Genomic DNA, 26,262 nt, shown 5'->3' with positions numbered 1-26,262 from the left:
TTGCCTGTGAAGCAGGGGGCTCTCCCCCATCCCCTACCGCAGGACCCACGTGCCGAAGTTGTCGCTCTCCATGAAGCCGCTCACCGTCTGGCTCCAGCAGGTCTGCTCGCGGTCGGTGAGGCGCTGGCGGCAGATGTTGGCCCGCAGCTTCATGCCCGGCACCGGGCCGATCTTCAGGTCCTGCCACGGAATGGCGATCTCCGCCACCCATTCCTTCGCCCCGATCTGCGTGGCGCTCTTCCACGCCGGGTCGAAGCTCATGTCGTTGTCTGTGTCGAAGGCCGCATCCCACTGCACGTTCTTGGGGCTGAGGATGAAGTGGTAGTACGGGCTGCCGGAGGTCTCCTTGGTCAGGAAGAGGTCGAGGCTGTCCCCGTTCCACACCGCGTCGTCGTGCTTGCCGCCGACGGCCTGCATCTTCGCGATCTGCGGCTCCTCGGCGTGAACGCCGATGTACAGGGCGGCGGCGTCGTACGTGACGAAGGCCTGGGTCTTGGCCTTCAGGGCTTCGGGCTTGGTTCCGAAGTAGCCGATGAAGGGTTCCAGGGGCGTGGCGCGGCGCCAGGCCTCGTCGTCGAGCTTCCCATCGATTACCGGGATGGGCGCGCCGGTCAGGATCTTCACCTCGGCGGTTCGCCGCACGAGCTTGCTGGCGATCTCGGCCTTGCGCCGGTCCTCGATCGCCTTCATCCGGTCGCGCAGGTCGAAGCCCAGGCCGCGGTTCTCGGCGATGGCTTCCCGCGCCCGCACCATGGCCTCCTCCATGCCCGCCGGGACGTCCTTGTTCGTCCACCAGTTCATCTTCTCGGTGTAGCACCACACGTACTCATCGGTCGTCTTCAGTGCCCAGTAGACATTGTGCTCGAACCACTTCGCCTGCTCTTCGGGGGTCATGAACTTCGCGGGGATGTTCGGCCACGGCACCCGCGCAAAGACATAGTCCATGTAGAGCGCCTGCGAGGCCTGGGTGTTGAGTTGGAACTTCGTCACCAGCCCCGGCGGGATCAGCCCCAGCGCGCGCTGGCGCATCATGTGGTAGGCCGCGTAGAAGCTCTCGGAGTTGCCGTAGTAGTACGAGGGCTCGTTGCCGTCCGTGATGGTCATGCGCGGGCCGATGCCGTCGAGCATCCCCACCAGGAAGGGGTAGTACAGCCCGTACCCGTGCTGCTTGAGCCCCTCCTCACGCTTGGCGGGGTCCTGGACGTCCATCTGCCCGGCGAAGATGCTGAAGGTGAAGAACGTCAGCATCACGTTGTCCGGCAGAACCTTGCCGATGGCCTTGATGAACTGCCGCCCGCGCTGGCGGGCCTTCACGCTGTACTCGGCGAAGCTCTTCTCCTTGGCGTGCTTCTGCTCAGCGTAGTTCCACGGGTTCTTGCCGTACGGCTCGGCGTCGAACGCCAGGTAGCACCCGCCGGCCTTGGCGCACCGGGCCATGATCGCCACGTTGCTGAGCACATTGGCCCAGTCCTTGTCGCTGAACCAGTCCTGCTCGGAGGCGGCGTACATGATGAGGAAGTTATGCTTGAACTTGCCCCACTTGATGCTGGCCAGGGCGTCCATGTCGGCCTGGTAGTCCTTCGGGTTCCACTTGCCGCCGGAGAAGATGCTCCCCCGCCCCTTGCCGGCCACGCGCATGAGCAGGCCGTCAAACGGGCGCTTCTCCATCTCCGTGATGTTCTTGGCGACGAAGGCGGGATCAGGCACATCCCAGCCGTACTCGATGAGCTTCTTGGTGGCCGGAAGGCGGCCGGGCTGAGCGAGTACGGGGGCGGCGGTTGCGATCAGGATCAACAGGCGTGCAACGTAGCGCATCGGGGGCCACCTCTTCGTTATGGTCGTCGTCACTTCGCCACCGGTGCCGCGAGGTCCTGCTTCATGCCAAACCGTAGCAGGAGATGGCGTGCCCAAGGAGGAATAGGACACTGGCGCATGATCATGATGCGGATTACGGAACGCCTATGTCCGACGTATTCATCAGCTACTCCTTTCGTGACAAGCTGACCGCGGACGCCATCTGCGCCCGACTGGAGGGTCGCGGCATTCGCTGTTGGATCGCGCCGCGCGACATACTGCCCTCACAGACGTGGGCCGGGGCCATTGTCACAGCTATCCAGGCGTGCTCCGTCTTCGTGCTGGTCTTCTCCACACACTCGAACTCCTCGAGTGATGTACTGCGCGAAGTCCAGAGTGCGGCGGAGGCTGAGAAGCCCATTCTCCCGTTCCGCATCGAGGACGCGCCCGCATCCCCCGACATGCAGTACTACCTGGGCATACCGCACTGGCTTGATGCCCTCACCCCTCCGCTGGAACAACACATTGAGAAGCTGGCGCAGGCCGTCGCACGCGTGCTGGCTGGAGACACTGCTGCGGGGGCCGTCACGCTTGCCGGGCAAGGCGCGCCGCTGACCGAGGCCCCTTCTGATGTGCCACCGGCCTCCACATCGGTGCCTCCGCCGGTCGGCGTCGCGTCGCCGACTCCACCGGCAGCCAGTGCCGAGGCCGCAGGTGGCACGGCGCGTGGCCCGGTGGACCGGGCCGCCCTGCGACGACGCCGGCGGCGGGTGCTAGGCATCACTGTCCCGCTGGCCGCAGTCGTGCTGGTCCTGGCGGTGGGGCTGGCAATCCTGCAGCGCAACGGGGGTCTGGGGCTGTCAGTTCGGCCCGCGTTCCGTCCCCCCGTCACGGCACGCGAAGTGGATGACATGAGGCTTGAGGTGCTTGAGCTCGCGAACGCCTGCATGCAGGATCCTGCAGTCGTGGCTGGTCGTCAAACACAATTGGCCCAACTCGCAGCCAAGGTCGAGTCAAACCCACGCTATGGCGAGGAGGCGCCCGGCGAGACCGCTGCGCTCTACCGCATGTATACCGCTTCGTTGCTCTTCGCCCCGAAGGAGCGGCCCACGGATGCGAAGCTACGCCAGGGCCTGGCCGCACTGCGTAAGCTGCGCGCCATCAATCCGTCGGTCACCACGAACCAGGACCTCCTCGTGTGTGAGAAGTACTTCACGAAGCTGGCGGACGGCACCTCGGCCTCATACGACGCCTACGGAGCCACCCGACACGTAGTGAAGCTCGCGCTGTTGGGCAGCGCTGACGACAAGATAGATGAGTACACGCGCCAGATTGTTGATCGCGCGGCCAAGGAGAATGTGTACCAGATTGACGTGAATCCATAGGGACAGAAGGAGCTTGCCATGTGCCTCATCGCGCGCGACCGCAATGCTCTCGCTACCTCGCGTACCAGGATGGCAGCCAGTATCGGCGCGGCTTGGATTGCGGCAGCTCTTGTGCTGCTGGGGAGCGGCTGCGCGCGGCTTATGACCAAGCCCGTGCCTACCGAGGAGTTGGCCTCCTTCCGGAGCGAAGTCACCGCGATGGCCCAGGAGTGCTGTTCCGACACCACTGTCCTGGGCGGACTGGATGACAAGTTCAAACGGCTGGCGGAGCAGGCAGCCAGCAACGTCTCCTACGAGAGGCAGGCGCCGCGCCAGGCGGCCATCGCCTATCGGCTGTACGCAGCCCACCTGCTCATCCAGCCCAACGGGCGACCCAAGCAGAGCAAGATCAGGGACGCCATGCCCTGGCTTGACCGCGCGGTCAAGGTAGACAAGACGGTCGGGGACTTCGAGGACTTCAAGGCCTCGACGGACTTCTTCAGCCAGTTCCTTCAGGGCGAAGCCGAGCAGGCCGGCACAGAGGAGTATGTCTCGCACCTCATGAGAGTATCCATGGTGGAGGCCACACGGGAGCAGGTCGCCCAGGAGACGACCAAGTACACGGACGCGGTCGCCAAGGCCTTCGCGCCGTCCAGCACCGGCGGGGCATCCCTGTCGGAGGATGTGGACTACCTGGAGAACTACAAGGTCGGCGGCGGGGACATTAGCATGGGCCTGTTCGCCCTCCGCTTGCGGCTCATGCAGCAGTACCCCGGCAAGGACGTTGGCAGCGGTCAAGCGTCATACATCAACACGCTGCCGAACGGCAATACCTGCGTTCGGTACGAGTTCATGGGCGACAAGCCCCTCGTGGTCGAATTCGAGGTGAACAAGGCCAAGAAGCTCGTATTGCCTCGCAACGACCTCGCCAAGGCCATCCTGGACGCACTGAAGCAGTCCCAGTAGGCTGGCTGTGGTCGGGTGACTATGGTCTCGCCGTGCCTGGACAGGGCGGGCCCTACGCCTCCAGTTCTGCCCGCTCCTCTGTCGTCAACTGCCCCAACGCCTGCGCCATCACATCTACGCCGGTCAGCTCCGCCCAGCCCTGCAGCAGTTGTCTGGTGATCGGCCCCACCGTCCCGTCGCCAACGGGCAGACCGTTGAACTTCGTCGCCGGCATGATGCAGTACGGTGTGCTCGTGAAGAAGGCCTCGTCGGCGGTGTAGACATCATACGGCTGCAGGTCCGTCTCCAGCGTCGGGAGGCCCTGGCTCTGGGCGATCTCCAGGCACGTCTCGCGGGTGATGCCGGCGAGGGCCTGCAGCGTGCGCGGGGTCTTCAGCACGCCGTTGCTGACCACGAAGAAGTTGCCGCCCTTGTTTTCGGCCAGGTAGCCGTTGATGTCCAGCAGAATGCCCTGGGCATTGGGGTCCACCAGCTTGCACTCCAACTCCGCCAGCGTGTACGCCATGCGGCTGCGGTTCTTGATCTTGGCGTCCAGCGAGACCGCGGGCATGGCGCGGCTGGGAGGGGTGACGGCGTGGCAGCCCTGGACATAGAAGCGCGCCCAGTAGCGCAGGTCCATCGGGGCGGTGTGGATGACGATGGTGGCCTGGCGCTTGGTGGACTGGTCCCCGCTGGGCGGGTAGGCCCCGCGCGAGATGTTGTGCACCAGCCACAGGTCCTGGTCCGGCCCGTAGGCCGGGAGGTTGCGCTTCAGCACTTCGAGGCTGAGCGCCTCCATCTCATCCACGGTCAGGCCGCAATCGAAGCGGCAGATCTTCAGGGACTTGTACAGCCGCTCGACGTGCGCCCGCAGCTTGAAGGGCTTCTGGGCGAACGTGCGCGTGGACTCGGTGACACAGTCCCCGAGCTGCACGGCCGAGTCGAAGATCGAGAGCTTCGCTTCAGCCTCGGGGTAGTACTCGCCGCTGATGTAGACGAGGCGTTCAGGCATGGGAGGTCTCCTCGGCACGATGGAGCGCGGGCTTTCCAGCCCGCGACACGCGCTCGCGGGCTGGAAAGCCCGCGCTCCATCAATGGCTCTATCCCTTGCAGCAGCAGAAGCACAGCGGGCGGTACCAGATGTTGCGGAAGCGCACCAGGTCGCCGTGGTCCTGCAGTTCCAGCGGCAGCTCGGGATCGTGCGGCGCATAGGTCGTCAGCACGCGGTGGTTCGTGACGCCCAGGAGCTGCTGGCGATTCTGCATCACAATCCCGTTGATGAACACGGTCACGAAGGCCGGCTTGATGAGCTGCGGGCCGTTGAACACCGGGGCTTCCCAGACGATGTCGTAGGTGTTCCACTCGCCGGGCTTGCGCATGGCGTTGGCCAGCGGCGGGTACTGCCCGTAGATGCCGCCCACGGTGCCGTCAGGATAGGTCGGGTTGTCGTAGTTGTCTAGGACCTGGAGTTCGTAGAGGCCCATCAGGAAGACGCCGCTGTTGCCGCGTCCCTGGCTCTCGCCCTTGACAACCTCGGGCGCGGCGAACTCCAGGTGGAGTTGGCAGGAGCCGAACTTCGCCTTGCTCTGGATCTGCCCGGTACCCGGCACGACCTCCATGTAGCCGTTCTCGAGCTTCCAGGCGCAGGGCTCGCCATCTTTCTTCTGCACCCAGCCGTCCAGACTGGTGCCGTCGAACAGCACAACCGCATCGGACGGCGGGCAGGCACTGCACTTGCCGGGAGTCACAACCGGGGGCTGGGGGCGGGTGCCGTCATGCACGCGCCACTTGCCGCCGGGCAGGAAGGGGGTATCGTCATAGCCAAGGTTCGCCATCTCATGCCTCCAGCATTCCGGCGCTCAGGCCGGTAGTCACGCCCTGTGTTCCCGGCGGGCGAGTCGAACACCTCCCTGGCAGGCGCCCCGGAGCGAAAACGCGCGCGGCCACGGTGGCCGCGCGCGGTGCTGCTCCTGAGTCTGGATGGGGCTAGTGGTTCCAGAGCCGTTGCGTTGTGATGGCCGTCTGGTACTTCAGCCACTTGCCATGGCCGTCCACGAAGCACCAGTTGTTGCCATCATTGTGACGCCCCGGCCAGGCCAGGCCCCGGTAGTACGCCCAACTGATGGCGCCCTGCCCCCAGTGGAAGGGGCAATAGCACAGGTAGAGCGTACCGCTCCGGCCGGCTGCAGTGTTCTGACCCTCGGTCTCGGTCAGCATCCCGGTCTCTGCCGGGAACTGGATCTCCGCCAGAGGCTTGCTGGTGCCCACCCCACTGACGTGGTTGTACACCACGCCGTAGTCAATGCCGCCTCGTTGCGACGGGCAGGTCCAGAGTTGCTGGTTCTTCACATACGGCTGCATGATCTGGTACCAGGCCATCGTAGCGAAGTTGTAGTTGGTGTCCACGTACCACGGGAGCATCTCGTCGTAGTCCTGGGAGTACTGCAGGAAGGCCAGACCCATCTGCTTGACATTGGAGAGACAACTGCTCTGGCGCGCCTTTTCGCGCGCTTTCGCGAAGACAGGGAACAGGATCGCCGCCAGGATGGCGATGATCGCAATCACGACCAGCAGTTCAATGAGGGTAAAACCACGACGCATCGGACATTCCTCCTTTCAAGGTACATACAACAAAGAGTTATTCGCCGCCCGACCTCAGCAACCTGGCGCCGCACGCGGAACTTCCCGGAAGCTTTCGGCTCGCGCCAGCCTCACCAGGACCACTCCCCTCAAGACGAAAGGGCGCACCCCCTTGCAGGAATGCGCCCCGAGCCGTCGCCCGCAGTTGTCCCGATGCGCCGGGTTCGGCCTCTCCGGCTTAGTACCAGACGTTCGTTCCAGGCGGCGTGGCGTGTTCAGCGCCGTCCCGGAAGCTGATGCTCTTCCAGCCCAGCCACTTGGCGTGGCCATCGCAGAAGCCGATGTTGGCGCCGTCGTTGTGGCGGTCGGATACCGGCGCGGCATTGTCCGAAGAGGAGCCCAGCCGCGTGTCCCAGTCCATGATGTAGTACGAGGCCTTCCCGGCGTTGTCGTCGGCCGACTCGCCTATGCAGACGATCTCCGCCGGCCGCTGGATCGTCCCGAGGGCCACGCCGTACACGTAGGTGTTGATCCCATACCCGCCCGGGCTGCCGTACTGGCCGTAGTAGGTGTTGCCGTAGCTCGGACAGTTCCACATCTGCACGTTCTTGCAATACGGATGGAGATTGTGGTGCCACAGTTGCAGCGGGGGCGTGCCGGCTGGCGGATAGCCCGTCGCCATCATGCCTGAGTAGTTGACGGTGTTGCGCACGGTCACTTCGTCGTAGTCCTGGGCATATGCCACCCAGGCGGTCATCTGCTGGCGCACATTGCTCAGGCAACTGGTCTGCCGGGCCTTCTCGCGGGCCTTGGCAAAGACAGGGAACAGGATCGCTGCCAGTATGGCGATGATCGCGATCACGACCAGCAACTCGATGAGCGTAAAGCCACGACGCATAGGACACATCTCCTCCCGAGTGACGGTCAGAATGGGTCTTCAAGTGGTAACTTCGCCATCTCCCCCGGGGGTTCCTGCTGGCCTCCCCCGAACTCATTGCCCCCGCCGCCGCCCAGGCGCTATACTGTTCCTGCCTGACCATCCGCCAACTCCAGGTGATGCCATGACCGCTGCCCACATCGAGATCGCCGGCCTCGCCGACATCCCTGTCTACACCGTCCCGAACCTCATCATTGGGTCCGGCGCCGCCGGTCTCAACTGCGCCGAGCACCTGCACGAACTCGGGCAGGACTTTGCGATCGTGACCGACTGCCTGGGCGCCGGAACCTCCAACAATTCGGGCTCGGACAAGCAGACGTACTACAAGATGGGCGTGTTCGGCGACGTGCCCGACAGCCCGATGGAGTTCGCCCGGTCGCTGTTCAACGGCGGCATGTGCCACGGCGACCTGGCCTATGTCGAGGCCCTCGGGTCGCTGCCGGAGTTCTTCCACCTCGTGCGCAATGGAGTCGAGTTCCCCTGCAACCGCTATGGCGCCTATGTCGGCTACAAGACCGACCACGACCCGCGCCAACGCGCCACGTCGGCCGGACCCAAGACCTCGATGCAGATGGTGCAGTGCTCCCTGGTGCGCCTCCGGCAGGCCGGGGCGCAGTTCTTCGATGGGTACGAGGTGATACGGCTGCTCACTGTAGGGCGGGGGCTTGTACCCCGCCCTACAGCCCCACGCGTCGTCGGCGCGCTGGCCCTGAATCGCCAACGCCTCGACGCGCCGGACATGGGCCTGACGGTCTTCTTCGCCGACAACGTCGTCCTCGCCACGGGCGGGCCGGGCGAGATGTACGAGCTGTCGGTCTACCCACCCGGGCAGATCGGCAACCACGGACTCGCCCTGGAGATCGGGGCTCAGGCCAACAACCTGAGCGAGACACAGTTCGGTCTGGCGTCCACGGGATTCCGGTGGAACCTGTCGGGCACGTACCAGCAAGTCATCCCCAGCTACTTCAGCGACGACGAGAGCGGCAAGCGCTACGACTTCCTCCGTGACTACTACGAGACGCCTGAGCAGATCGCGGGAGCCATCTTCCTGAAGGGCTACCAGTGGCCGTTCCACGCCGCGCGGCTGCAGGAGTACGGCTCGTCGCTGGTGGACATCGCGGTCCACGAGCAGCGCCAGCTCGGGCGGCGGGTGTACATGGACTTCACGCACAACGTCGCGCCGGCAGAGGGCGCCGCGTGGGCGCGTGTGTCCTCACGCGCGCAACGGCGGCGGCGTGAGGACACGCCGCCCCACGCGTGGTCCCTCGCCTCCCTCCCGCCCGAGGCGCGGACGTACCTGGAGCGCTCGGGCGCGACCCAGGAGACCCCCCTGGGCCGCCTGCTGCACATGAACCCCCTCGCGGTGGACCTCTATCACGAGCACGGGGTGGACTTGCGCGAGCCGCTCGAGGTTGCGGTGTGCTCGCAGCACTGCAACGGCGGGCTGAGCGTGGACCTGTGGTGGCAGACGACCATCCCGCACCTGTTCGCGATTGGGGAAGTGGCCGGAACGCACGGCATCCGGCCGGGGGGCAGCGCGCTGAACTCCGGGCAGGTCGGTGGCATGAGAGCCGCGCAGTGCATCGCCGCCCATGGGCCGAAGACACTGGACCAGACGGAGCTGCTCGCCGTCACCCGCGATCAGATTGCCGAGGAGATCAGCCTGCTCAAGGGCCATCTGACGGCCACCACTCGGGCGCCGCGCTGTGCCGACGTGCGCCGCGAGATCCAGCAGCGCATGACCGAGGACGCGGCCTTCGTGCGGTCTCCCGAGCGCGTGCAGGAGGCCCTGGACGATGCCCGCAAGCTGCTCAGGCGTATCCGCTCAGGGATGCGCGTCGCCGGGCCGGAGCAACTCCCGGAGGCCGTGCAGAACCACCACCTGTGCCTGACTCATGTGGCCTTCCTGACGGCCATCGCCGACCTGCTGTCACGCGGCGGGGGCAGCCGCGGGGCGTACATGGTGCTGGACCGCGAGGGGAACCTCGTGGTCGAGACGGCGCAGGGACCGCGCCTGCCCCACCGGGCGGAGAATCTGGAGATGCGCCAGGAGATCATCGAGGTGCGGCTGAACGAACGCGGGGAGTTCGAGGCCTGGCCAACGCCGGTGCGGCCGCTGCCGGACGATGACTCGTGGTATGAGGCAACGTGGCGGGAGTGGCGGGAGAAGCGCGTCTACGACTGATCTGGACCTGTTGGCGGTCACTTGAACTTCTGCACGCGACGCTGCGTCGCGGCCAGCCAGTCCTCGTAGAAGGCGTCCACATTGCCGCCCCAGACGTCCTCCATCGCAGCGTTGAAGTTGCCCCCGTGCTTGAGGTTGTTCAGCACCTCGAGCAGGCCGTCACGCTGTAACTCCGACATGAGGAAGCGCACCATCGCGTAGGCCTGCGTGTAGGCGTACGGGGCGATCTGCTCGTCGTAGAAGGTGTTCCGCTCCGTCACGGCTCGCAGGGGCAGGATCTGCTTGGCTGTCCACATGCGCGTGAGCGCTAGATCATTGTCCTCGACTTCACGGTCGCGCACCAGGGCGCCGCAGTGCATCGCGAGGCCCTCATCCAGCCACATCGGCATCGCGGCGTTGCCCAGCACACGGTGGGTCACACAGTGGCTGTACTCGTGGGCGGTGCACTCGGGCAGTTGGCTCGGCGACTCGCGGTAGTCGTTGCCTGGCGCGTACGGACAGAAGAGCAGCATGCCGTTACCGCCGCTGGCCCAGGCCCAACTGCTCAGCTCCTGCCCCGTCAGGGTCTCGGCGAAGGCCGTGTGACGGTCCTGGTCGGCGAACACGAAGACGGCCGTCTCCACAGGTCTGATCCCGTAGAGATCGCATACAACGCGATAGGTGTCGTCGAGGGCGTTGAACAGAGCGCCGGTCCACTTGTCATCCTCATCGAAGTAGACCCGGAAGACCACCCGGCGGCCGGACACGACCTCCCGCACGTTCCGCGGAGCCAGCTCACGCGAGCGCCGGATCCGCGCCACGAGGTCAGCCGCCTGGCCCCATGCGCCGCCCTCACCGCGCGCGGCCAGGGGCGCCAGGTCCTCCTCCGCCTGCCCGAACCACGCGATGCGGAAGGCCGCCATGCCGCGCAGGTAGTGGTACGCCTCCGGCTGCGGCTGGCGGCTGTCAAGCGCGTCAGTCGCCAGGCGGATGACTTCCTCGTACTGGCCGCGCTGGTAGGCCTGCAATACGCGTTGCAGGCCGTCGGCGCCGGCGACGCCGGTGAGCGAACTCACGGTAACGCATAGAAGCACGAGAAGATGTCTGGGCATGTCAGTCTTCCTGAAGATGACGGGCGGCGCGGGCAGTCTCGCCCGCACACCTGAAGGGCAGACGCGCGGGGGGGTGGAATGTTCCCCCATACGGGCCCGACGACCGAGGTGATCCCATGTCAAAGCTCATCGCGCAGGCCGAAGCCGGCGCCGGCGTCATCCGCGTGCTGCAGGGCGACCTGACGCTGGCCGAGACGGACGCCATCGTCAATGCCGCGAACTCATGGCTGCAGCACGGGGGCGGCGTGGCGGCGGCGATCGTGCGCCGCGGCGGCCCGGAGATCCAGCGCGAGTCCGATGCCGCCGGGTTCGTGCCGGAGGGCCAGGTGGCCGTGACCGGGGCCGGGACGCTCGCCGCCCGCTATGTCATCCACGCCGTCGGCCCCCGCGGCGGCGACCCGGAGGGCGATGAGAAGCTCGCCAGCACAGCCCGACAGGCGCTCCTGGCCGCCCACGACCTGGGCCTGACGAGCATCTCGTTCCCCGCCATCTCGACCGGGATCTTCGGGTTCCCCAAGGAGCGCGCCGCCACGATCCTCATGGCCGCGGCGCGTGACTACCTGCAGCACACCCCCACCCCCACCGTCAAGCAGATAGACTTCGTGCTGTTCGACGACGAGACGACAGCGATCTTCGCCGCGGCGCTGTGATCACACGCTCCGGACCGCCAGCCTGATCTGCGCCGGGTCGCCGCAGCCCAGCCCGTAGGAGGCCGCCGTCGCGACATGCTTCGGCGGGCGAATGGCTTCACCCAGCGGCGGCAGATCGTGCTGCTTGCGGATCATGTCCAGCAGAATGATGATCTCCGTGTCCAGCGCCACCGGGTCACGTGAGGCGATGATGCTGCCGTAGTAGTCTACGTACGCCGCGTTGTACGACGGCCCGCCCTCGTACTGCAGGTAGATGCCGTCCACCACGCACAGGCGCTGCTTCTGGCGCAGGGCGGGGGCCAGGTTCACATCGGCCACCGCCGGGTTGCACCCGCCGATGTAGTGGAAGTCCTCCGGGTTGTGGATGCTGCCAAAGTGGTTCTTGAGGGCGCAGGTCATCCCGGCGAAGGTGTGCTGCTTGATGACCGGGATGTTGACGATGGCGGTGGCCTCGCGGGTGACAATCTTGCTCAGACAGAATGCCGTCTGGCCCTGCTCGGTGAAGCGGTCCTCATAGCCCGGGTTCTTGGTGGGGCCGACGGTGCCGTAGACCATCGGGCCCGGGCCAGTGGCGGTGCAGGTGTAGCCGGCGGCGGTCAGGTCGCGGTCCTCTTTGTCGAAGATGATGACGTTCTTCTTGTCTACTCCGGCGAAGGTCAGGGCTTCGACGACGGCGTTGACGACCGCCGGCTGTGGGGAGATCTCCGGCGCGATGCAGTTGAGCTTGAGGGCGACCACGTCGGTGGGCTTGAAGAGCTGCTTCACGGCCTCCTGCACGCTCGGCGCCTGCACAGCGTCGGCGATGGCCGTGAAGGTCATGCGGCGGATGACCTCCGCCGCCACCGCCTCTTCCATCTGCTCGAGGCCCGCGTTCTGCGCCACGGCCACGACCGCGCCGCCGGCGGCCTGCGCCGGGGTTAGCAAGCCTGGACCCAGCGACGCGCCCGCTGCCACCAGCCCTGTCTTCAGGAAATCCCTGCGGTCCATCCGAGACTTACCACTACCTTGCGGGGAGGAGCATCTACGTCCACTGCCCCGGTATCTTCATCCCACACTTCGTGCACTTGCCGCTTCTCAGGTCCAGGCCGGTGTTACTGACCTCGTAGCCCACGCGGCGGACGACCATCATGCCACACTTGGGGCAGTAGGTGCTCTCGCTGGGGTCGCCCGCCATGTTGCCCAGGTAGACGTACCGCAGCCCCGTGTCGTACGCGATCTTGCGCAGGTCCTTCAGCGTGTCGGTCGAGGTAGCCGGGACGTTACGCAGGCGGTAGGCCGGGAAGAAGCGGGAGATGTGCAGCGGGACCTGGTCGCCGAGCGTGATGGCGATCCATTGGCACATGAGCTTGAAGACCGCCGGGTCGGTGTTGTAGCCCGGCACCGCCAGGAAAGTCAGCTCCAGCCACACGTCGCTGCCGGCGACCAGCTTGGTGTTCTCGAGGATCGTGTCTATCTTGCAGCCCACCACATCGTCGTAGAAGCTGCGCGAGTAGCTCTTCAGGTCAATGTTGACCGCGTCCATGAGCCCGCAGATGTCTTTGAGGGGCCCGGGGTTGCAACTCGCCGAGGTGTGCATCGCCATCTTGATGCCGGCGGCGTGGGCGGCCTTGGCGGTGTCGGCCAGGTACTCCACCGCGACCATCGGCTCGCTGTATGTGAAGGTGATGCTGCGCAGGCCGTACTTACGCACCTGGGCCACCAGCTCGTCGGGGGGCAGGCTCTCGTTGTCGGTCTGTTCGGGGCGGCGCTGGGCGAACTGCCAGCTCTGGCAGTACATGCAGGTCAGGTTGCACCCGGCGGTGCCCAGGGCCAGCGTCTTGGTGGCGGGGAGGAAATGGAAGAAGGGGCCCTTCTCCATCGGGTCGCCATGGATGGCGGCCGGCTTGCCGTAGACCTTGGTGACGTAGACGCCGTCCACGTTCTCACGCACGCCACACAGGCCCCGCTCGCCGGGGCGGATCTGGCAGTGCCGGGGACACAACAGGCACTTGATCTCCTGGTTCTCAAGCGGCTTGAAGTAGCGTGCGGGGACGTTGGACACGTTGCCGACAGCGCCCATGGCCATCGGGGGCACGTCGGGCACGCGGCTCAGCATGGGCGCGATCCCCGCCGCCATACACCCCTTCGCGCAGGTATCGAGAAAGCCGCGGCGATCCATGGCACCCATGCTCGTGTCCTGACTGCTCCTTTGCGAGGTTCCCCCGCCATGCACGGGGCGCCTGGCGCGCCGTTCTGCTGCCGCGCACGGCAGTCAGAAGCGGGCTACAGACGCCCCGGGTTACTCATCTTGTCGCGGGCTTGGTCCCGCGCCCCTCCGCCCCGCCACAGTCCGGCCCATACCGCCCCGCGCCTGTGCTGGGGGGCCCTCAGTTCATCGCCGACCGAGCCGGCCCGAGCTTCCACTGCTGCAGCAGTTGCTCACACCCGCCGCCCAGGCAGCTATTGAGGGCTCCGGCCAGCCCTTCCGCGCCCCCGCCATCGCGCTTGAGGCTGGCGAACAGGTCCCTGAACGGTTCCCGGTCCACGAGCTTGCTGCGCGAGAAGCCGCGCGTGTCCAGCAGCGTGAACAGCATGCCGCAGGCCACCTCGGCGCTCACATCCTGGGGGCCCTTCTGCTCGCGCACATAGTCGGCCAGTGCCGCCAGCGACTGCTCGCGGGTGCGGAGCACTTCCTCCTGCGGCAGGGCCACGGCGGCGGCGCTGCCGATGGCGTCGCGGGTCTCGGTCACGAGGTCGTACTGCAGACTCGCGGCGGCGAATCGCGCCAGCCCACTGCTGAAGGTCTTCTCCAGCCCGCCCAGCTTGCCGCTGCAGGCGCTGGTCACGTAGCACCCGGCCAGTTGCTCCAGGCCCAGCGACCACTGGGGCGGATCGGCGATGCCGGCCGCGCTGACCTCGATCGTGGCCTTGTCCTTGGCTCCGGTGCCATCGCCGACGCAGACCAGGACCTTGTCACCCACTGTCTCGCCGGTCCAGTCGGCCATCAGCCCGGCCGCGTTCTCCCAGATGTTGGGCATGTTGTACTCGCGCATCTTCGCCGACACGGTGTAGGGGGCGAAGACGACGACCTGCTGGCCCACATAGCAGTCGAAGGCGCTGAGATCGCGCCCGAGTTTCTGGCCGGCGAGGTCGGCGTAGCGCTTCGCGTCCGCGCCGCCGGCGTTGAGCTGTGCCAGGGCCATCTTGGCGTCATCTGCCAGGCCGCTCCAGTCGAAGTCCGTCATCAACTTCTCATACAGGTTGGCGGCGGCATCCTTGCGGCCCAGCCGCTCCTGGGCCTGCGCCACCAGCCAGATGGCCGGAGCGCAGAAGTCGTTGCTGGGCATCTCACACAGCGGGCGCAGACGCTTCAGCGCATCCTGCGTCTCACCCATGCTCAGCATCAAGGCGCCGATGTTGAAGTCGGCGTCGTAGCACAGGTCGGTGGCCGTCATGTCATAGGGGATGTGGTGGTCGAACGACTCGAACCATGCGAAGTTCAGGTGCCGCGAGTAGGCCCCCATGAGCTGGTAGAAGGTGGTCTTGTTCTGTGTCAGCGCTTTGGGGAAGATCCCGGGGTACGCCTTGGACAGTCCCGGGTAGAACTGCTGGGCCTTGTCCCAGTTGGCGGGCTCCGCGTACCACTTCAGCATCCGGTAGAGGGCCTCGAACTCCTTGTCGCTGCCGGGGAAGCTGATGACCAGCTCCTGGTAGCTGACGGCCTCGTCAGCGGCCTTGCCGGAGTCCTCGAAGGACTTCGCGATCTCATACAGCGCGTCGTCGCGCAGCGGGCTGCCCGGCAGCCGGTCCACCACGACGGAGAAGGCGTCGGAGGCGCTGCGGACGGCCGAGAGCTTGTCCTTGGGTAGGGCTCCGTAGGCGCCGGTGGCGTCCTCGAACTCGGTCTGCCGCTTGAACAGCTCCTCGGGGCCCTTCGCCTTGTTGAGGTCCTCAAAGAGGATGTTCATCTGCTGGTAGCAGAAACCGATGTTGAACAGCGCGTCGTCATACTGGTCGGAGCCGGGGAAGCGGCCGGCGAATTCACGGTAGGTCTGAACAGCCGCAGCGTACTCGCGGTAGTTCTGGTGGTGCATGGCGATGTCGAAGAGGTCCTGGGCGGCTCGCCCGGTGTCCTCCTCAGTGGGTTCGTACAGCTCGCCTGCGATGCGGTGCCCGCTCCCGCGGGAGTTGCGCAGCAGCGTGTTGTACTCTCGCATCGCCGTGTTGACCAGCGAGCTACCCCTCATGCGGTCAATCAGCTTGACGTAGGCCTCCATGGCATCGGGGTTGCGGCCCTCGTGCCGATGGGCCTCGGCGATCCGCATGTAGGCGTCATCGGCGCAGTCCGCGCACGGGTACCGGCGGATCAGGTCAATCGAGGCCTTGATGGCGGCGGCGTAGTTCTCCTCCTTCATGTAGCTCTGAGCCAGGGCGTCCAGAGCCGCAGGGCAGTTGTCGCTGGAGGGGTACTTGTACGCCAGGTCGCGCAGTGCCCGCACCGCCTCGGGCTCGTCATCCACCTCGCGTAGCTCCCGCGAGAGAGCAAACAGGGCGTCATCGGCCCAGGCGCTGTCGGGGTAGCGGGTTACGAGGATGTTGAGCACCTCGATGGCGGCGGCGTGGTCCTTGTCGCCCATGTAGCACTGGGCCAGGCGCCAGGCGCCGTCATCGGCCAGGTCGCTGTCGGGGAACTGCTGGATGAGCATCTCCAGCGCCTCGACCTGGTAGCGGAAGTTCTTGCGCACCGAGTTCACGCGGGCGTTGTGCATGCAAGTGTCGTCGGAGTAGTCGGTCCGCGGGTAGCGCTCCAGGAAGGCGGCGTTCGCCGCCAGCGCCTTGCGGATCTGCTCCTCCTGCGATGGCTTGCAGCAGGTGTACGTCGCCCGCGCGGAGTCATCGTGCAGATTGTAGTACGTGAGACGAGTAGGGAGCAGGGCGATGTCTGAGAAGGTGGGAGTCAGGGTCTTGCCGATGTCAAACCCCTGGGCGAGACACAGGCCGGTACAGGTGATGAAAGAGGCCACGACAACGAGCACAAGTCTTGCCGGTAGGTGTGACATAAGTTCCACACTCCTCGCAGGTGAGGACCTGGAATCCTCGCACGCTGGCAGACTGGCGGAACCCCGCCTCTGATATTCCACGATGAGCATACCCCTCCGCCCCAATAAAATCAAGCAGAACCCGATAGCAATATGGCCCATCCGACCCATCTGCCCCCCCTGCGGCCGCCCTGGCAGGAACCCCACTGCTCCACCGGGAATACTCACCCTTCACCTGCGCCGTACCTGATCGGAGGCTCCCCCCATGCGCACCTGGCCACTTTGCTGCTACGCCCTCTTGCTGGCCGTCTCTGCCTACGCCGTCCCCTCCCTCGTCACGCCTGTGAACGAGGCCGTGACGGTCGTCCACGACGATACGGGCAACTGGGGCGGGCACATGAGCTACCATGTCACGCACCAGAACGCGCCGCCGTACCAGGCCAAGAAGCTACTGGACCTGTCGGACGTGCCCGCGGCCCTGTGGGACCAGGCCGCGACCGTGCGGCTGTCCATCTTCCTGACAGTTCACGACTACTCCTGGCACGAGCTACCGGCGGTCAACGGCCTGGACGAGGCCTTTGAGGTGCTCGTCAACGGCCACTCCCATGTCATCCGGACGGACGCCGGGGCCCCTGTGTATAGGCAGAATACCGCTCCGCACCCGGACTGGTACGACATCGCCATACCCAAGAGCGAAGTGACCCGCGGCGTCAATGAGATCATCATCCACAAGGCCCCCGGGAAGGTCGGCAACCCGGAGGCCAAGCCCGACGACTACATGTACCTGGGCATTGACCCCGTCCGCAAGCGCGGGAACAGCAGTGTCACCTTCGATGGCAAGACGTGGACCCAGGAGATGCTGACCATCCCGGGCGGCAACGGGGAGTACATGGTGCGCCTGTACCTGGTCACTGGCCAGGCGCAGGTCAAGGCCACCTGGCAGCCCGGCCGCACCCCGGCGCTGGAGGACCCGGCGAAGCTCGTCCTGTATGCGGGGGCCCGGGGCGTCACGCCCGGCCCACAGGGCCTGCAACTCGCCGCGGGGCAATCGGCGCGCGTGGAATGGACCGCCACTGCCTTCGACACGCTCGAGGCCCTGCAGGTCGCCGTCCAGGCCCAGGGCGCGCCCAGACTGCAGTGGCTGTCGTCCGAGGGCAAGGCCCTCAACGATCCGGCCCTCGCCGGCCTGAGGGCGGAGCTTCCCGCCGGCCGCCCCCTGCAGCCCTCCGGACTGGTCATCACCGCCCAGGCCCAGCCGGTCACGATCGCCGGCGTCACGCTCAGCGGCTCGCGCACGATCCACCCGCAGACCCCGCCCCCGGACATCGCTCCGCCCGTCGCCGCCACGCCCAAGGTGATCCCGCTCAAGCCGCAGTGCCGCGTGGACGCGCAGTCGGCGACCCTCAGCGGCGGCTACCTGCGAGCCGTGTTCGCCCGCGGGGAGAAGCTGACGCTGCGGTCGCTGAGCAACCTGCTCACGAAGTCCGAGATGCTGGGCCAGCCGGAGGCGTCGCCGCTCTTCCTGGTTGAGGTCAGCAACACCCGCTATGCCGGCAGCCGGGACTTCAAGCTGACGGCGCTCAAACCGGTGCCGAATGGCTTCACTGCGGCGCTGGAGGGGCCGCTACCGGGGTCGGGGTCGGTGACCCCTCCCACAACGGGCGCAGTGGGAGCGGTCACCGACCGCGACCCCACGGTGGCGCCCGCCGCTCCTGCAGCGCCCGTTCTGCGCGCCGCGCTCACGGCCACGATGACCGCCGAGGGCCTGCGGCTGGGCATGAACCTGACGAACACCGGGGGCGCGCCCGTGGACTTCAAGCTGGCCTTCCCGGTCATCGCCGGGGTGGCCGTCTCTGAGAAGCCCGCGGATGACTACTACTTCTTCCCCTCCGGCGGCGGGATCATCAGCACGCTTCCGGCGCTCATCCGGCGCGGCTATGGCGACTACGAGGCCATGTACCAGGTGATGGACGTCTTCAGTCCGGCTCGCGGCTGCGGGCTGTCCATCCGGGCGCTGGACGACCAGGGCTGGCATAAGGTCCTGGCACTGCGCAAGGTCACCGCGGGCCAGGCCGAGCGCAACGAAGAGCGGCTCACCATGAACCTGAAGCCGGAGTACAAGTGGACCAACCCGCTCGAGCCGGTGGAGGGGACGTCGGTGGCGTATGAGTACGAGCGGCGGACGCGTGCGCCGCTGGCGCGTGGGGCTGAACGTCCCGGGCAGCCCGGCGGCGCGGGCGGGGCCGCCCGCGCTACGGGTCTGACCGATGCAGCGGAACTGCAGAAGACGGCTTCGTTCGCGCCGTCGGATGCTCTGCTCACGGTCCACGCCGGGGACTGGCATGTGGCGATGAAGGCGTACGCGGACTGGGCGCACCGAGTGTGGACCTTCCGGCCGTTCCCCTCGCGCCTCCAGGGCATCCGCGACATGGAGTGTCCGGGCTGGGGCCACAACATCCTGTTCAAGGACGGCGCCTATCGCACCGACTTCATCAAGCCGGGGTATGACTGCGTGGAGCTGATGAGCTGGTGGGAGTGGTCGCCGCTGGGCCCGTTCAAGACGCCCTTTGACAAGCTCGACACGGTGTTGACCCAGGCGCAGATCAAGGGCTGGCAGCCGTACTTCGTCAAGGACCCGGTGACGGGCCAGATGATGTGGAACAACCAGCCGGGCGACTACAAGGGCTACAACGAGCGCTTCGGTGGGCTGCCCGCGTTCCGGAAGGCAGTCCAGACGTACAAGGACATGGGCGCGCTGGTGACGCTGTACACCGACCCGTTCCGTCTGGACAGCAACAACGAAATCGGCGGCAAGTACGGCGAGCAGTGGGGCGTCGTCGGCGTGGATGGCAAGAAGACGACTGCTTACGAGGTCTGGAACCCCTGCCACAACCTGGCGGAGGTGCGCCAGTGGGTGGCACAGACGATGGGCCGGGTCATGCGCGAGACCGGCGCTGACGGCATCCGGCTGGACGAGTACGGCCATCGCGGCTGGGGCTGCTACGACCCGACCCACAAGCACACCTTCCAGGAGCCCGGCATTACCCAGTGGAACAAGGCCGTGGCCGACGCCTGCGAGCAGATCCACGCCGAGATGGACAAGGTGCGGCCCGACCTGGTGCTCACGACCGAACACCCCGGGTATGACTACCTCTTCCGTCATATCGAGGGCTGCATCACGTATGATCTATCGGTGGTCGCCTCATCGCTGCGCCCGTTGGAGTGCAACCTGCAGCGGTTCTACTTCCTCGAGTGCAAGGCCTACGAGCTGGACCATCGCGGCATGGACGTCCTGAACCGCAAGAAGTTCTGGAATACCGTGGAGTCGTTTGAGCGCCCGTTCTCACCAGCCATGTACAACATCCTCAATGAGAACGAAGACGTGTACCAGGGGCGCGACAACACCCCCCTCTGCCCCACTCTCGCGCCCTTCGTCTACGGCAACCGCTTCGCCGGCGCGGGCAAGGTCATGGTCCACCTCTACAACGCCACCGGCCATACGTTCGAGGGCGAGGCGCTCATCGTGCCCGCAACGCTCCGCGGTGCGCACGTCATCGAGCTGCTCACCGGTCAGGAGCTGCCGGTCGTTGGCGGCAAGATCACCCTCTACCTGGACCGGGACGATGTCGCCTGCGTCGCCTTCCTGCCCCGCGTGCTGGCCCTGCGTCCGCAGGGGCAGGTGCAGATCAGGGACGCCAAGGGTGGGCAACTGGTGCTCGCGAATGCGAAGGGTGAGAACGTACTCACCCAGGACGCCAGGGGCGCGGCGGCCACGCTGGACCTGACCAAGCTCCCCGCCGACGCCAAGCCCGTCTGCCTGAAGCTGCTGCGGCTGGGACAGATGGTGGACACGGTGCCGTGGCAGTAGCGGCATCGCCGATCAAGTTGAGGGAGTGCTGACATGCGGGTGATGATGCTGACGTTGCTGGCCCTGGCGGCCGTGGTGGTCCACGCTGCCCCGACCGGGGATGCCGACGGATTGCTGCTGTACGACTTCGAGAACGCCGCCGATCTGGCGGGATGGTCAGTCCGGGCGCAGACACAGTTCGCGCAGACCACGGCCTGGGCGGCCCACGGCAGAGCGGCCGCGGCCATCACATACGAGCAGTACGCGCCCGGCAAGGAGCAGTGGCCGGCGGTCATCGCCACCGCGGCCAACGGCACGCTGGCCGTCTCGGACTTCACTCCCTTCGCCGCCCTGCAATTCACCGTGTACGACCCGCAGGACGCCCCCGCCGAGATCAAGGTCCATATCCGAGACAGCTCGGGAGCACGCTTCGCCATGCCGTTCTCGGTGGGGTCGAAGCAGGCGTCGGTGCTCAGCGTGCCGGTCAGGGACATCGCCGCCACGATCAACGCGGCGGCGGTAGCGGAGTTGCACTTCTACGTCAGCCAACCGGCCCGCACCTACACGCTCTATGTGGACGCGGTCAGGCTCACGCTGGACCTGCGGGCGCGGAGCGCCGACTTGGCGCGCGAGGCCATCGCGCTGCAGCAGCAAGTGGCGCTCCTGAAGCTGTCGCTCCAGGCCCTGCCGGCCGATCTGCGCGAGGGCGTCGTGACCCTCCCCCGACTGCAGGACCAAGCTGTGGCGCTGCGCGACCGCGTGGCCTCCGGGAAGATCGCGTCATACGATGAGGCGCTGGCGACGCGGCGGCGCGCGGACCGGCTGGCGCGGGAGCTGCAGGCCGTGCGCCCGCTGGTGCCGCGCCTGCAGGCGGCGGCGTATGCCCGGACGCAGCAGGCCGACCAGTTCGTGCTCGGCGTCGAGTCGCCGATGCAGAAGGTCTTCTTGGACAAGAGCCGGTTCGCCTCGCGTTTCGAGGGGACGCAGACGCTCAGCGCTGCCCGCAATGAGCACGAAAGCCTGCAGGTGATCGTGTTCCCGCTGGAAGGCGACCTCAAGAACGTGACCTGGCACCTCTCGCCGCTGGGCAACGGCAAGGGCGGCACGCTGCCCGCGACCGTGCGGGTCGTCGGCTATGTGGACTGCAAGCAGCCGTCGTACGGCACCCCCGGGCCGGGCTGGTACCCCGACCCGCTGCTGGACTTCATGTCCAGCGTGCCCGTGGTCCCGGCGGCGGAGGTGTTGCCGCTATGGCTGACTGTCAGTGTGCCCAAGGACGCCGCAGCCGGCGACTACACCGGCCATCTGACGGTCTCCGCCGACGGCGCCAGGCCCCAGGAGGTGCGCCTGCGGGTGCGCGTCTGGGACTTCATGCTGCCGGACCACTCCAGCCTCCGCACGGCCCTCTCGTTCCGGGGCCTGTCCAGCAAGCTCTACCCGGAGGACAAGCTGCCGGAGATGAACCGACGGTACGAGGACTGGATGCTGCAGGAGTACCACCTCAACCCCGGCAGCATCTACGGCCAGGTCCCCACCTGGGACGCCGCGCGCCTGCGCGAGCTGAAGGCGGTGGGCCTCAACGCCATCAACCTCAGCTACATCAACGCGCCCACCGGCAAGGACTTCAAGCCCGAGGCGTTCTGGCGCAAGCTTGACGAGCAGGCGGCGAAGATCGAGGACTACATGCGGGTCGTGACTGAGGCCGGGGTGCGCGACCTGTGCTACATCTACTGCTTCGATGAGCGCCCCACCAGCGAGCGCGACATCGTCTTCCAGACCGCCACGAGGCTCCACCAGCGCTTCGCCGGCATCCCGGTGATGACGACGGCGTACGACCCCAGCTTCGGCCTGGACCGGCCCGATGGCGCGGCCATGGACATCTGGGTGCCGCTGACGCCGAAGTTCGACGTGAACGCCGCGAAGGTCGCCGAGGCGCGGCAGGCCGGGCGCGACATCTGGTGGTACATCTGCATCGGCCCGCAGCACCCGTACGCCAACTGGTTCGTGGAGTACCCGGCCATCGAGGCGCGGCTGCTGATGGGCGCGATGACGGCCAAGTACCGCCCCGGCGGCTTCCTGTACTATGCCGTCAACCGCTGGCCGCTCAATGACACGCTCATCACTACCGGTCCGCGCACGGACTGGAACCCCGCCAGCTACCAGATCAACAACGGCGATGGCAGCATCATGTGCGCCGGCGTGAACGGCCCGCTGGCGACGATCCGCCTGGAGAACATCCGCGACGGCATGGAGGACTACGAGACCTACCTGCTGCTGCGGAAGCTGCTGGCGGAGGGGAAGCTGCCGGGCGACCGGGCCGAGGTGCCGGCAGCGCTGGTGCAGGACCTGACGCACTTCACCCGCGACCCGCAGGCGGTCGTGCAGGAGCGCGAGCGCCTCGCGAAGGAGATCCTGAGGCTCAGCAAGTAGCCGTTGCCGTAGGAGCGCCAGCTTCCTGCTGGCACGTCAGTTGGCAACACCCGTGCCAGCTGGAAGCTGGCGCTCCTACGGCCCCACCCATACTAACACTGGAGTAGACCTACACATGTCCCAACCCCTCACCACCATCATCGTCGGCGCCGGGCACCGCGGCGTGCTGTATGCCTCATACGCGCAGCGCCATCCGGACCAGTTCCGAGTCATCGGCGTCGCCGACCCTGATCCTGTCCGGCGCGAGCGCGCCCGCGAGCGCTTCGGCTTCCCCGAGGCCAACTGCTTCGAGTCCGCCGAGCAACTGGCCGCCCACGGCAAGATCGCGGACACGATCATCAACGGCACCATGGACGCCGATCATGTGCCGACGACGCTGCCGCTGCTGGAAGCCGGCTATGACGTGCTGCTCGAGAAGCCCATCTGCCCGACCAAGGCTGAGTTGCTGGCGCTGCTGCAGACGGCTCGCCGCACCGGCCGCGTCGTGTGCATCGGCCATGTCCTGCGCCACGCGCCGTTCTATGCCGAGATCCGCAAGCGCGTGGCTTCCGGGGAGATCGGCGACCTCGTGACCGTCAACACCACCGAGCGTGTGAGCTACCACCACATGGCCTCGTGCTTCGTGCGCGGCAAGTGGAACCAGAAGGCCACCAGCAACCCGATGCTGATGGCCAAGTGCTGCCACGACCTCGACCTGATCGCCTGGATGAAGAGCGGTATTCGCCCGCTGCGCGTGGCGAGCCTCGGCTCGCTCATGCACTTCCGCCCCGAATACGCCCCCGAAGGCGCCGGTACGCGCTGCACTGTGGACTGCCCGATCGAGCCCACCTGCCGCTACTCGGCACGCAAGCACTACCTGGAGCAGAACCTGTGGGGCACGTACATCTGGCACTGCCTGGAGTACCTGGGCACCCCTACCGAGGAGGACAAGCTCCGCTCGCTGAGTACCGACAACCCCCACGGCCGCTGCGTGTGGAAGTGCGACAATGATGTCGTGGACCACCAGTCGGTCATCGCGCACTTCGCCGATGGCTGCGTCGCCACCCACACCATGACCACCGGCACCGCCAAGCCCTGCCGCACCATGCACCTGGTCGGCACCCTCGGCGAGATCGAGGGCGAGATGGAGGAGGGCAAGTTCGCGATCCGCTACCCCGACGCCCGCGCGGGCCACGAGTACAGCGAGGACATCGTGGACATGAACGTGTCCATGGACATGCACGGTGGGGGTGACCTGCGGCTGGTGGGCGACTTCCTGGCGGTCGTGCGGGGCGAGGCGCCCTCGCTCTCCACGACGCAACTGGAGGACTCGATCTACGGCCACCTCATCGGCTTCGCCGCCGATGAAGCCATGGAGGGCCGGAAGGTCGTCGAGATCGAGGACATCGGGTAGGCTCCCGACACGCGTCCATCACTGAAGGGATAGCTCCTCAGTTCAGGGAACCTCACGGTGCATACGCTTCAGGAGGTTCCCATGCTCAAGGTCGGCTTTGCTCGCGCCAACATCACGCCCCCGCCGGGCTGTAACGTCCCCGGAGGGCATTTCCCGCGCGCCGGGACGCACGTGCACGATGGTCTGTACGCCACGGCCATGGTCGTGGACAACGGCGAGGAGCGGGTCGCGCTCGTCGGGCTCGACGCGCTGTCGGTCAAGCACTCCACGGTGCAGGCCGGGCGCAAGCTCGCCCACAAGCTCTGCGGCATCACAGCCGGGAACATCATGGTCGGCGCCAGCCACACGCACTGCGGCGGCCCGACGTGCGACTGTCTGGGCAGCCGCCCCGAGAAGTGGTACTGCGACTTCGTCGGCAAACAGATCGGCGCGGCCGTGGCCGAGGCTGACCGGGCCAAGCAGCCCGCCGTCATCGCCATCGGCAGCGGCCAGGAGGGCAGCGTCGCCTTCAACCGCCGCTTTGTGATGAAGGATGGCAACGAGCGCACCCACCCGGGGAAGATGAACCCCGACATCCGCAAGACCGCCGGGCCGACTGACCCGGAGGTGGGAGTCATCGCGGTCTTCGCGGCGGACGGCGTGGGAGGGGTCACCGACCCCGAACAGTCGCGGTCGGTGACCGCTCCCACACTGCTGGGCTGCCTGGTCAACTACACGCTCCATGGCACCGTCGGCGTTGGCGGCACGGGGTACTCGTCCGACTGGCCCCACTACCTGCGCGAGGCCATCAGCGGCGTGTACGGCCCCGAGGTGCTCACGGTATTCCTCAACGGCGCGTGTGGCGACGTGACGCAGGTGGACAACCAGTCGCCCCGTCCGCGCGAATACGGTGAGGGCTACGGCCGCTACGTCGGCACCACCGTCGCCGCCGAAGCGATGAAGGTCATCGAGCGGCTCTCCATCGAGGGCGAGAAGCACGAGGACGTGCCCCTCGCGGTGGCCGATGAAGTGATGCCCATCGCCATGCGTCCGGTGACTGCGGAGATGATCGCGCAGGCGCAGCAGTACCTCAAGGGGCACCAGGGAGAGCGCAGCGCCGACTTCGTGAACGCGGACGACATGCTGCGCTTGGCCGAGTGGATTAAGTCCGAGCCGGAGGTGCCGACCGAGATCCAGGCCATCCGCATCGGCCCGCTCGGGCTGGTCTCGAACCCGGCCGAGTACTTCTGCTGTTTCGGCCTGGACATCAAGGCCAAGTCGCCGTTCGCGCAGACGATGGTGGTGGAGCTGGCGAACGGCTGCGTCGGCTACGTGCCCGACGAGAAGGCGCTGGGCCCCAGGGGCGGCGGGTACGAGCCCCGCCACGCCTGCTCCAGCAAGCTCGTCCCCGAGGCCGGCAAGCTGATCGCCAAGAAGTCGGTGGAGTTGCTCAGGAAGATCCACTAGAATCGTCCGCTCAGGAGGCGATGTCTGATGGGGCTCAATGCCATTGAGATCATCATGGCACTCGAGGATGAGTTCCGCATTGACCTCCCCGACAAGGAACTCGCAGATGTGCGCACGGTAGGGGACCTGTACGAAGTGGTAATGGCGAAGCTGGGGCGGCCTGTGGGAGACGGTGTCTGCATGACCAGCCGGGTCTTCTATCGGCTGCGCCGCGGCCTGCAGGAGGTGACGGGCCTACGTCGCAGGGACATCACGCCTGCGACGCCACTGGCAGAGGCGCTGCCTGCCTGGGCTAGACGGCGGCGTTGGGGCACATGGAGCGAGAGCGCTGGCGTGGCATTGCCGCAACTGCAACTGCCCCGACCACTCGCTATCGCGGTCGGCCTGGCGACTTTGCTCATCTGCCTGGGCCTGGCCTGGAGCTTGTACCAAGCAGACATCGCATGGTACGTGGCATGGCCGCTCGTAGTGGTGTGGTGGCTGCCGGTCGTCCTCGTCGTGGCTGCCGTGCAGAAGCTCGCCTCGCCGCTGGCTGTTCTCTTCCCAACTGGTGTACGCACCGTGGGTGATCTCGCACCCGCA

18 protein-coding genes are annotated in these 26,262 nt (G+C 66.6%); 9 read left to right on the top strand and 9 right to left on the bottom strand.

The features are described 5' to 3' along the window. Nucleotides 1-33: 33 nt before the first annotated feature. Nucleotides 34-1,815: a hypothetical protein gene (locus LLH23_22835; protein MCE5241312.1), complete on the bottom strand. Its 1,782-nt coding sequence runs from the start codon at nucleotides 1,813-1,815 to the stop codon at nucleotides 34-36. Nucleotides 1,816-1,961: 146 nt separating this feature from the next. Here LLH23_22835 and LLH23_22830 point away from each other — a divergent pair, with 146 nt between their 5' ends. Both LLH23_22830 and LLH23_22825 read left to right on the top strand, forming a co-directional pair. Continuing rightward, nucleotides 1,962-3,179: a TIR domain-containing protein gene (locus LLH23_22830; protein MCE5241311.1), complete on the top strand. Its 1,218-nt coding sequence runs from the start codon at nucleotides 1,962-1,964 to the stop codon at nucleotides 3,177-3,179. An 18-nt stretch (nucleotides 3,180-3,197) separates the two neighbouring features. Further along, on the top strand, nucleotides 3,198-4,124 hold the full coding sequence (locus LLH23_22825; protein ID MCE5241310.1) for a hypothetical protein: 927 nt from the start codon (nucleotides 3,198-3,200) through the stop codon (nucleotides 4,122-4,124). Between the two features lie 52 nt (nucleotides 4,125-4,176). Here the strand turns inward: LLH23_22825 and LLH23_22820 are convergent, their stop codons facing one another. The 4 genes from LLH23_22820 to LLH23_22805 all read right to left on the bottom strand — a co-directional run bounded on the left by LLH23_22820 (nucleotide 4,177) and on the right by LLH23_22805 (nucleotide 7,581). Next, nucleotides 4,177-5,115, bottom strand: a complete 939-nt coding sequence (locus LLH23_22820) for an aminotransferase class IV (GenBank protein ID MCE5241309.1) — start codon at nucleotides 5,113-5,115, stop codon at nucleotides 4,177-4,179. An 88-nt stretch (nucleotides 5,116-5,203) separates the two neighbouring features. After that, a complete protein-coding gene (locus tag LLH23_22815) occupies nucleotides 5,204-5,938 on the bottom strand; it encodes a DUF1080 domain-containing protein (protein ID MCE5241308.1) in 735 nt (244 codons plus the stop codon). A gap of 151 nt (nucleotides 5,939-6,089) precedes the next feature. Then, nucleotides 6,090-6,704: a DUF1559 domain-containing protein gene (locus tag LLH23_22810; protein ID MCE5241307.1), complete on the bottom strand. Its 615-nt coding sequence runs from the start codon at nucleotides 6,702-6,704 to the stop codon at nucleotides 6,090-6,092. Nucleotides 6,705-6,921: 217 nt separating this feature from the next. Continuing rightward, nucleotides 6,922-7,581, bottom strand: a complete 660-nt coding sequence (locus LLH23_22805) for a prepilin-type N-terminal cleavage/methylation domain-containing protein (GenBank protein MCE5241306.1) — start codon at nucleotides 7,579-7,581, stop codon at nucleotides 6,922-6,924. A 163-nt stretch (nucleotides 7,582-7,744) separates the two neighbouring features. On the opposite strand from LLH23_22805, the gene LLH23_22800 reads away from it, so the two are divergent. Then, nucleotides 7,745-9,805 carry an FAD-binding protein gene (locus tag LLH23_22800; GenBank protein ID MCE5241305.1) on the top strand — a complete coding sequence of 687 codons (2,061 nt, stop codon included), beginning with the start codon at nucleotides 7,745-7,747 and terminating at the stop codon, nucleotides 9,803-9,805. A gap of 17 nt (nucleotides 9,806-9,822) precedes the next feature. Here the strand turns inward: LLH23_22800 and LLH23_22795 are convergent, their stop codons facing one another. Next, entirely contained in the window at nucleotides 9,823-10,896 is a 1,074-nt protein-coding gene (locus LLH23_22795; GenBank protein MCE5241304.1) for a hypothetical protein, read from the bottom strand. A 116-nt stretch (nucleotides 10,897-11,012) separates the two neighbouring features. On the opposite strand from LLH23_22795, the gene LLH23_22790 reads away from it, so the two are divergent. Next, nucleotides 11,013-11,546 carry a macro domain-containing protein gene (locus LLH23_22790; protein ID MCE5241303.1) on the top strand — a complete coding sequence of 178 codons (534 nt, stop codon included), beginning with the start codon at nucleotides 11,013-11,015 and terminating at the stop codon, nucleotides 11,544-11,546. Here the strand turns inward: LLH23_22790 and LLH23_22785 are convergent, their stop codons facing one another. The 3 genes from LLH23_22785 to LLH23_22775 all read right to left on the bottom strand — a co-directional run bounded on the left by LLH23_22785 (nucleotide 11,547) and on the right by LLH23_22775 (nucleotide 16,585). Further along, nucleotides 11,547-12,533: a DUF362 domain-containing protein gene (locus LLH23_22785; GenBank protein MCE5241302.1), complete on the bottom strand. Its 987-nt coding sequence runs from the start codon at nucleotides 12,531-12,533 to the stop codon at nucleotides 11,547-11,549. A gap of 34 nt (nucleotides 12,534-12,567) precedes the next feature. Further along, the gene (amrS, locus tag LLH23_22780; protein MCE5241301.1) at nucleotides 12,568-13,713 is read right to left on the bottom strand and encodes an AmmeMemoRadiSam system radical SAM enzyme; all 1,146 of its coding nucleotides are present in this window, start codon (nucleotides 13,711-13,713) and stop codon (nucleotides 12,568-12,570) included. A 199-nt stretch (nucleotides 13,714-13,912) separates the two neighbouring features. After that, a complete protein-coding gene (locus LLH23_22775) occupies nucleotides 13,913-16,585 on the bottom strand; it encodes a tetratricopeptide repeat protein (GenBank protein ID MCE5241300.1) in 2,673 nt (890 codons plus the stop codon). Nucleotides 16,586-16,829: 244 nt separating this feature from the next. On the opposite strand from LLH23_22775, the gene LLH23_22770 reads away from it, so the two are divergent. The 5 genes from LLH23_22770 to LLH23_22750 form a co-directional block, all read left to right on the top strand. Then, nucleotides 16,830-20,432: a DUF6259 domain-containing protein gene (locus tag LLH23_22770; GenBank protein MCE5241299.1), complete on the top strand. Its 3,603-nt coding sequence runs from the start codon at nucleotides 16,830-16,832 to the stop codon at nucleotides 20,430-20,432. A 33-nt stretch (nucleotides 20,433-20,465) separates the two neighbouring features. Further along, complete coding sequence (locus tag LLH23_22765) at nucleotides 20,466-22,841, top strand: DUF4091 domain-containing protein (protein MCE5241298.1); 2,376 nt, start codon at nucleotides 20,466-20,468, stop codon at nucleotides 22,839-22,841. Nucleotides 22,842-22,956: 115 nt separating this feature from the next. Next, nucleotides 22,957-24,234 (top strand): Gfo/Idh/MocA family oxidoreductase, encoded by a 1,278-nt coding sequence (locus tag LLH23_22760; protein ID MCE5241297.1) that lies wholly within the window; start codon nucleotides 22,957-22,959, stop codon nucleotides 24,232-24,234. Between the two features lie 81 nt (nucleotides 24,235-24,315). Next, nucleotides 24,316-25,680 carry a hypothetical protein gene (locus tag LLH23_22755; GenBank protein ID MCE5241296.1) on the top strand — a complete coding sequence of 455 codons (1,365 nt, stop codon included), beginning with the start codon at nucleotides 24,316-24,318 and terminating at the stop codon, nucleotides 25,678-25,680. Nucleotides 25,681-25,707: 27 nt separating this feature from the next. Continuing rightward, a partial coding sequence (locus LLH23_22750) for an acyl carrier protein (GenBank protein MCE5241295.1) occupies nucleotides 25,708-26,262 on the top strand: 555 nt, incomplete at its 3' end.

This window comes from bacterium, from assembly GCA_021372615.1.
Lineage (GTDB): Bacteria > Armatimonadota > Zipacnadia > Zipacnadales > UBA11051 > JAJFUB01.
The sequence above is the reverse complement of the archived record's forward strand: the minus strand, read 5'-3'. Positions and strand labels throughout refer to the sequence as shown.